At 49.8% G+C, this 7,321-nt stretch carries 7 protein-coding genes and 1 pseudogene; 6 read left to right on the top strand and 2 right to left on the bottom strand.

Features of this window, described 5'->3' with window-relative positions; genetic code table 11:
* Nucleotides 1–606 (top strand): annotated as a pseudogene (locus tag VE954_RS07455) (hypothetical protein); the annotation flags it as partial.
* Between the two features lie 19 nt (nt 607–625).
* Here the strand turns inward: VE954_RS07455 and VE954_RS07460 are convergent.
* Nucleotides 626–1,366: a hypothetical protein gene (locus VE954_RS07460; RefSeq protein WP_324951242.1), complete on the bottom strand. Its 741-nt coding sequence runs from the start codon at nt 1,364–1,366 to the stop codon at nt 626–628.
* Between the two features lie 485 nt (nt 1,367–1,851).
* Here VE954_RS07460 and VE954_RS07465 point away from each other — a divergent pair, with 485 nt between their 5' ends.
* From VE954_RS07465 to VE954_RS07485, 5 genes are all read left to right on the top strand, one after another.
* Nucleotides 1,852–2,478, top strand: coding sequence for a hypothetical protein (locus VE954_RS07465; protein ID WP_324951244.1), 627 nt, complete (start codon nt 1,852–1,854; stop codon nt 2,476–2,478).
* A complete protein-coding gene (locus VE954_RS07470) occupies nt 2,456–3,925 on the top strand; it encodes a terminase gpA endonuclease subunit (RefSeq protein WP_324951246.1) in 1,470 nt (489 codons plus the stop codon). The genes VE954_RS07465 and VE954_RS07470 overlap by 23 nt, the downstream gene beginning before the upstream one ends.
* 404 nt (nt 3,926–4,329) lie before the next feature.
* Nucleotides 4,330–4,605, top strand: a complete 276-nt coding sequence (locus VE954_RS07475) for a hypothetical protein (protein WP_324951247.1) — start codon at nt 4,330–4,332, stop codon at nt 4,603–4,605.
* A gap of 139 nt (nt 4,606–4,744) precedes the next feature.
* Nucleotides 4,745–5,509, top strand: a complete 765-nt coding sequence (locus VE954_RS07480; RefSeq protein ID WP_324951249.1) for a transporter substrate-binding domain-containing protein — start codon at nt 4,745–4,747, stop codon at nt 5,507–5,509.
* Nucleotides 5,510–5,703: 194 nt separating this feature from the next.
* Nucleotides 5,704–6,192 carry a hypothetical protein gene (locus VE954_RS07485; protein WP_324951251.1) on the top strand — a complete coding sequence of 163 codons (489 nt, stop codon included), beginning with the start codon at nt 5,704–5,706 and terminating at the stop codon, nt 6,190–6,192.
* Nucleotides 6,193–6,717: 525 nt separating this feature from the next.
* On the opposite strand, the gene VE954_RS07490 is transcribed toward VE954_RS07485, so the two are convergent.
* Nucleotides 6,718–7,056 (bottom strand): hypothetical protein, encoded by a 339-nt coding sequence (locus tag VE954_RS07490; RefSeq protein ID WP_414698981.1) that lies wholly within the window; start codon nt 7,054–7,056, stop codon nt 6,718–6,720.
* Nucleotides 7,057–7,321: the final 265 nt, after the last annotated feature.

The following is a 7,321-nucleotide window of genomic DNA, read 5'->3' on the forward strand; positions in this document are numbered from 1 at the left end:
CAGGGAAATCCCTATGACGGCCACACCCTCTCTGATACACTCTGGATGATCAAAAATCTTCATAATCTCTGGCCGGAGGAAGTCTATCTGGACCAGGGGTACAAAGGCTTTGACGGTTTGATATGGGGATCAAAGGCGTATATCGCCGGCAAGGCAAGGAATCCACCGCCGAACATTAAGCGCCGATCAAGCATCGAACCCGTTATTGGGCACATGAAGCACGATCACAGGCTCGGGCGAAACCATCTTTTGGGTGCAAAAGGCGATGGAATCAACGCCGTCATGTCCGGAGCAGGCTTCAACCTTAGAAAGTTGATGGCCATCGTTTACGTGGATCGCGCAACTGCATCAATTAGAGAATTCGCCCACATCATAGGCGTTGATCATTCAGCTGTAAGCCGTGCCATCAAAGGCGGCGAACGTGTGCGCAAATCGGTTGTTTCCGAAGACGGCAGGCCGCGGATAGTCATCTATGAGGTATGCCTCTGGCGACGCAAAAAAAGGAAATACTGTCGCAACATAGCGAGCAGCACCATTCCCACGAAATTGATCGCCATCTTTTTGTACTTTGCCCTTATGCGCCGGCACATCTTGTGCGAGTCATGAATGCTTGTCAGTCAGACTTTCATTTGAAAATAACTCCATCTGGACAAACATTTGGAATCGAATATGGTTCACAGGTTTTCGGTTCTGGGCGATATCTTTTGAGCCACTTTTCTTCAAATGGAAATTCTTTCGAATCCTTTTCAATTGCTTTTTTTAGCGGCAAAAATTTTGGAGAGAGCCATAGGTAAACCGGATTCGCTAAAAGATCGTGCCTATAGTAAGATTCCAGATCTCGCACCGGTACTGTCTCTGAATCCAGCAGGGCATCCGAATCTATCATGCAGTCCGTTCTACGAGCTTGAAGCATTTTATAGGAGATTAAAGAGTCGTTTACGATGATTTTCTCGACTGAACTGTTGTTTAAAGCCTTCATAAGGTCAGCAACAACTATAATGCCACGAACGTATGTGACCCTGATGGTCTTATTAGTCGATGCTGCCAGGATTTTTTTTGGATCAACGTGGCACCAAAGAGTAGCAAACAATATAGCACTCGGACTTTCCACTCGGATTAAATGAGAAAGACCTGGGACTGTGTTCAGGTTTTTTGCTCGCCCGACTGAGCCATCAACCGTACCTTTCTGAAGTTCGCTCAGTCCTCTTTGGGGAGGATATTCCCGTACAATAACCGTCATACCGTATTTTTTGAATATTATGGTGTATGCCTTAATCAATTGCTGGCTAAGATAGCCCGAATTTTTGGTGGCCGATTCCAAAACAACATTTTTTTTGTCTATGCTTTGACTGTTTGCGTTAGCCATGAGGCATAGCAAGACCAAAGTTGAAAATATGATGCAGTTTACTTTGGCTTGAAAAGACGAATTCTTTGCTTACGTGTCTGACAAAATGGCCATAGATCCTCTTTAGATGAAATAGCCCTATTAGAGCAAGAATTGTCTGAGGTATTTGTTTAATTCTGCTTACATAGTAAGCGCTTCTTGCCTTCAAATCAAAGCAAGGATTCTGACGGCAAATTGTTTTTCTTTGGTTGAGCTTGGTCGTGCTCTACATAAGTGAACAGTAATAGTGATAGGCAAGTTTAAAAGCCAGCATCCAAGCACCAATTCCTCTCACGAGCAAAGTATTACTTTTTTCGGAACAGCTAAAAATATTTGCTTGTCAACTAAAACGCCTACGCCCATCGTCCGCTTTTAGCGGACACCAGAAAACTTCCCTTAACCAGATTTCCCCGCTATGACAACCCTGGTCCGCCTCACTATCCAGGCGCGACTAAACAGGAGGCTGCATGGATCGGGCAACAGCATCAATTCGGGAATTTGCCCGCATCATAGGCGTTGACCACGCGGCTGTAAGTCGCGCAATCAAAGGCGGCGAACGCCTATGCAAATCAGTTGCTTCGGAAGATGGCAAGCCGCGGATTGTTATCTATGATGGTTGCCTTGAATGGCAACTTAATAAGGACCACAGGAAGGATCGGAGGCCTGACGCTTCGCCTCACGTATCTCAGACCTCCGAATCGGAGGAGATGGAAACTATTGAATCCAATAAGGTTCAGCGGCATTATGAAGCTCTGCAGGCCAAAATCAGCTTTGAAAGAGAAGCTGTTAACCTCACAAGCATCGACAAGTTCAAATCTGAAGCCTTCACTGCCGCGCGTGCCACGCGTGATAGCCTTCTCTATCTCCCTAACGAAAGCGAACGCGAATTTAAAAAACTGATGACCGACTTCATTCGGAGAAATTTTGGCGAAGAAAGGATTGCAGAGTTTTCCAAGGACTTTGGTGAACTGGGCCTTGCATTTCGCGTTTATCAGAAGGCGTCCATAACCAAAGCCCTGCGTGACATGCTTTGCGACAGATTCGGTACTCTGCCATTGGCAAAGGAGGCGGATGAACAAGCGCCCCCGACGTGATTATCTGACTCCTCGCCTTGGAAGTGTCCTTCCTGATTTCTATTACGGCATGCTGCCGAATCCTGATGTAACCATCGCCCAATACGCAGAGAAAAACCTTTACCTCGTCTTAGGAAAAAACCCATTCCCTGGACTCGTAGATTTTTCACGCACGCCATACCTTTACGAAATCATGGACGCTCTAATGCCTGACAACGGCATCGAGCGGGTGGTGCTTATGAAGGGCTGGCAAACGGGCGGAACTCTCACCATTCTATCCTGGATGCTTTGGGTGATGGGGGCGGCACCGGCTCCGATGATTATCGTGCAACCTGTTGCCGAGCTGCGCGATAAATTCTCCAAGCAGCGTATAAATCCAATCATCGCCAACTGTCGCGACCTTCGGGAGAAAGTCAAGGACCATCAGAAGCACCTTCCCCACAGCAAAAAAGACAAGGACACCCTCATATCGAAGCAATTTCCTGGAGGCCACATCACGCTTTCGACAAGTACCTCGGAATCTTCGCTGAGGTCCGAGAGCGCGCAGTATCTGGCTTTTGATGAGGTTTCAGCCTATGAAGAGGATTGCGAGGGACACGGTGACCCGTGCGGAATTGCGCTTGACAGGACATCGGCTTATGACGGCCGTAAAAAGATTTTCTATAACTCCACTCCCACGATCAAGGATCACTGCCGCATCGATCGGGAGTATCTGACCACCGACCAAAGGAAATATTTTGTCCCTTGCCTGAGCTGCGGGGAAATGCAGGTGCTGGTGTGGCCAAATATGGATCGATCGAACGATAATCCGGCTTATCTTTGTATTCGTTGCCGGTATAAACACTATGAACAGGACAAAACAGAAATGCTTGGACTTGGTGAATGGCGTCCCACAGCAAATCCTGTGGATGGCGCCCGCGGCTATCATCTTCCTGCTCTCTATGCGCCACCCGGTATGTGGTCCTGGAGCAAATGCCTGGAGCAGTTTCGCAAAGGCATCGACAACTCGGTCGAAATGAAAGTCTTTATCAACAACTGCCTTGGCGAACCTTATGAAGAAGACAACATCACTACGCGGGATCCGGATGCACTGATCGATCTACGGGAAAGCTACTGGCCGGCCGCTAAACTTCCAGCCGGAATTGGAGTGATCACCGCGGGCGTGGACACGCACCCAAGCCATGTGGATATCGTTGTACGCGGCTGGGGTCGGGGGGGTGAATCCTGGGTGCTGGACCGCTGGGTTGTGCATGGCGATTCCAACGATGCGGAACTCTGGGAGCGGGTCTATGCACACCTTCAGACCACACGGAGCGGCTGTTTCCGAACCTGTGATTGCACCCGCTCCAGATCCAGCAACTGCTTTGATTATCGAGGCCGTCTTTCCCTCCGCCTCGAGCGGTGCCCGGCCGGTGGGGTTCGGGGGCAGGTCAGATCCCCGCAGCCTTTTGGATATCGGGCAGCTTGAGTTGAACCCTGACCTGGGAGACTCGAAGTCTTCAACTTTCAAGCCTAAGCTGGTAGAAACTGGAGAAGCTGCCGACAAAAAACCGGTTCCCAGCTCCGAAACAGGAGCGGGCAATACCCTTGATCATCTGTCTGGATCAACGCTCAGGCGGGCCTTTTCGAAGGCGCTCATGCGAGCACCCTTGTCAGCTGCTGAAAAGGCCAGGATATTAACCGACGTGACAAGCAAAAGGGATTCTGCGGCGAAGGAGCGTCTGCGCCGGGAATGGCTGGCGAAGCTGCAAAAGTAAAGCAATTAAGCGAGTGAGTTTTGATACCCCGGCTCAAACGGTGAACCTTCAATTCGGTTGACAAAGGCCTGCCCCGATCCGATTCTCTTCTGACCATTGTGAAGGATCGGCGACGATGTCCAATCTTGCCTTGCTGGAATACATACACCGCATCAACAATGCCCCGGCACTCGAGCAGCTCGAAACAGTCGCCGAAGAACTCAGGCGGGCTGACATCCTTGCTGGCATGCACAGTGATCTCGCGCCCGACGTCCTCACCGAAAAAATGCGGAACGAGTGGCTCCTCGGGCGGTTTCTCGTGATTATGGACAGGAAGTCATACGATATGATCACCCCCTGGCTCAACCAGGCAATTGCCATCCTCATCGGGGAACGTAAGCCAAAAGCCTGAACCGAGCTGGACAGCAAGTGTGCAGGCAAAACCGTTCTCTTCGGCATCTGGCAGTAAATCGCATTTTTACTCCCTTATTATCCGTCCAGGATGATAAGTTAAGCATGAATGTTCACTGATAACTCTGGGGACTACTCCTGTGCCCATTATTCGTATTGTTCTTGTTACCCTGGTGCTTCTTGGAAGCGCGTCGGGTTGGGCTACGACCCGAGTTGAACTTTTCACACCCTATGATTTCGCTCCATTCGTCATGGATCGTGCCGCCCAGAAAGGCCTGATCTATGATTTTCAGCGCGAACTGAATCGGCGAGGTCGCGGCCGTTATGAGTTTCGCTTGGAAACGGTGCCCCGCGTTCCTACCGAACGCCTGCTGAAGATGACTCAGTCAGCCATCGTGCCTTTTGTGGCCAAGGACTGGTTCGACGATACCGATGCGGCAAAATTTGATTGGACGCGATCGCAAATGGAAGATGCCAACGTTATCGTTTCGCATCGTTCCAAACCCTTGGATTCCCTGGAATCGGGAAAAATCCGTGGCAAGGTTGTGGTCATAACCAGCGGCCTTCGCCGCGATCCGGATGTCGAGAAGCTGATCCTGGATAGCGTGGTGTCGGTGCACACAGCTACCGACTTCAGCCTTTGTCTTTTGATGGTCGCTCGTAAGCGGGCCGACTTTTTTGTTGCCGGGCACTTCATGGTGAATTACCTGATCAAGCAGCAGCATCTCGAAGACCAGCTTTATGTCAGCCCCAAACCTTTGCGAGTTATTGAAAGGAAGACGTTGGTGAGTCCCAAGGGCCATCCCGCCCTCCTGGATTGGCTGAACGAACAGATACTCGATATGGAAAAAAGTCCAGATTGGCAGAAGCTAATGGCCCAGTTTAATGCTAATCTGGCTCGGTGAATTCTAGCGACGAGCATTGCACGGGGCGACCCGGGGGTTTACTCACCGCTGTACCATTTTCATAGCTAATCAACCCCCTATAAAATTTCCTGATGGCAGCCATAAGCAGAGGCGCTCTTGCGCAAATCGGCGGTGGTTCTATATTTTGAAGGATCCTGATGTAGTCAGGCCAATTTTCAATAAGGAATAAAGCCATGAAGTCTTTTCCGTTGCTGGGATCTCTTTTGCTTGTTGCGCCGTTTTCGGCTTTTAGCCAGGAAAAGCTCATATCTGAGCAGGAATTCACAGCCAAAATCAGTCCCGCTAGCATCAATTGCGTGGATGGAACGTTCGGAGATTTCGGGGGGGGAGTCCGCATGACTCTTAACACGAGTTACGGTTCAGCCGGCATTTACTATCCCAGCAAGTTTTTGAATCAAAACACGGATGCTGTTTATTTTCAGGGAGACATCAGGGGTGAAGCCTGTTCTGCCTATGACGATATTCTGAAAAAAGCGGGCTTGTTGGAGATCAAAGGGACCAAGCGAATTACTGAAAGGTCTGACTACAGGCCTGAATTTAAAGCCTGTCAACGCGGTCTGCGCGAGGAACTCGTGATACAGGTTGAAAGGCTCTCATTTTCAGGCTCACAAAGTTTTATCGTATTTCCAGCTCCAGCCAGCGACTGTGAGTTCAAAGACTAGGGTCCAAACTTAAGACGGGGGTTTGTGACGATTCGCTCACGGATTAGCAGATCAGACTTAACTACCAGAAATGATTGATGTGAAATTTCAGACGCTCCGATCAATTTTCAGATTTTCGCAGCTAAAGATATCGGATACTTAAGTCAGATCTGCTAGGAATTTACACGAATGGGCACCAAACCCCTTTCCTGGATTTTTCCCTCCGGTCCGCTCTCCCCTCCAGCCCACGGCGATGTCGGGCCGGGGAGTCTGAGGGCGGGCCAGGCCCTCAGTCCGGTGGATGGTACCCAGCTGCCTGAAGTAGACCCGACCATTGGTCTTACCGTGCCTTGCATCCCGGTGGTTGCTACCGGACAACTTGAAATTTACCCAGCGGACCGCGCGGTTTCTGAGTCGACCACGTCGGATCCTGGGCCGGTATCAAGTGTCACCGCCAGGCCGCGAGTCGGAGACTTTGTTCACCTGTCAGGCTCCGCGCTAAGCAGCGCCTTTTCGAAAGTGCTTATGGCCACTCTGCGAATCCGCTCATAGACCGTCGAGTTTAATCAAATCAACAGGGCGTCGGTAGCTGGCTATGGTGCCAGGCTCCAAATAGCGAGCCAGTATCTTTTCATACTGTTCGTTTACCTGTAATTTTTCAAAAGCAGGTTTCAATTTGAGGAGCCGTTCCTTGTTTCGCGAGAGAAGACCGGCGGGAATATTCAATTTCTCGATGAGTTCAAATTCGAGCATGACATCAGATGCGTTTTTGGTGAGGGTGGACCTGGTATTCAAATCGGCGACCACGGCATCCACGCGACCGGTCAAAACCATAGCTCCTGCTTGAGTGTATGAATCAATTTCAAACACTATGCACCCGGGCATGGTGTCTTCCAAAATCGCTTTTATATGCGAGAGTCCACGAAGAATTGCTATTTTGCAGCGTTTTTTTGCTTGCAAGAAGGCGCGTTTTTCCGGCTTAAAATGGACCCCATAGACGATGCTGATGAAGGCGGAATAAATCAGCTATTTTGAGACAGTCATAAAAAGAGTTTAGTGTACTTTTCTATCCAAGCACATACATGGATTGCCGTGTGACCGGGATGTTGATCCCGACCTGCTCCTGTGGAATCAGAAGTTTAGGACCACG

This window comes from Oligoflexus sp. (assembly GCF_035638955.1).
In the GTDB taxonomy this organism is placed as follows: domain Bacteria; phylum Bdellovibrionota_B; class Oligoflexia; order Oligoflexales; family Oligoflexaceae; genus Oligoflexus.

Excerpts from the sequence above, each read along its gene's own strand:
- VE954_RS07460 (WP_324951242.1), bottom strand. The coding sequence starts at position 1,366 with ATGGCTAACGCAAACAGTCAAAGCATAGACAAAAAAAATGTTGTTTTG.
- VE954_RS07465 (WP_324951244.1), top strand. The coding sequence starts at position 1,852 with ATGGATCGGGCAACAGCATCAATTCGGGAATTTGCCCGCATCATAGGC.
- VE954_RS07470 (WP_324951246.1), top strand. The coding sequence starts at position 2,456 with ATGAACAAGCGCCCCCGACGTGATTATCTGACTCCTCGCCTTGGAAGT.
- VE954_RS07475 (WP_324951247.1), top strand. The coding sequence starts at position 4,330 with ATGTCCAATCTTGCCTTGCTGGAATACATACACCGCATCAACAATGCC.
- VE954_RS07485 (WP_324951251.1), top strand. The coding sequence starts at position 5,704 with ATGAAGTCTTTTCCGTTGCTGGGATCTCTTTTGCTTGTTGCGCCGTTT.
- VE954_RS07490 (WP_414698981.1), bottom strand. The coding sequence starts at position 7,056 with ATGCCCGGGTGCATAGTGTTTGAAATTGATTCATACACTCAAGCAGGA.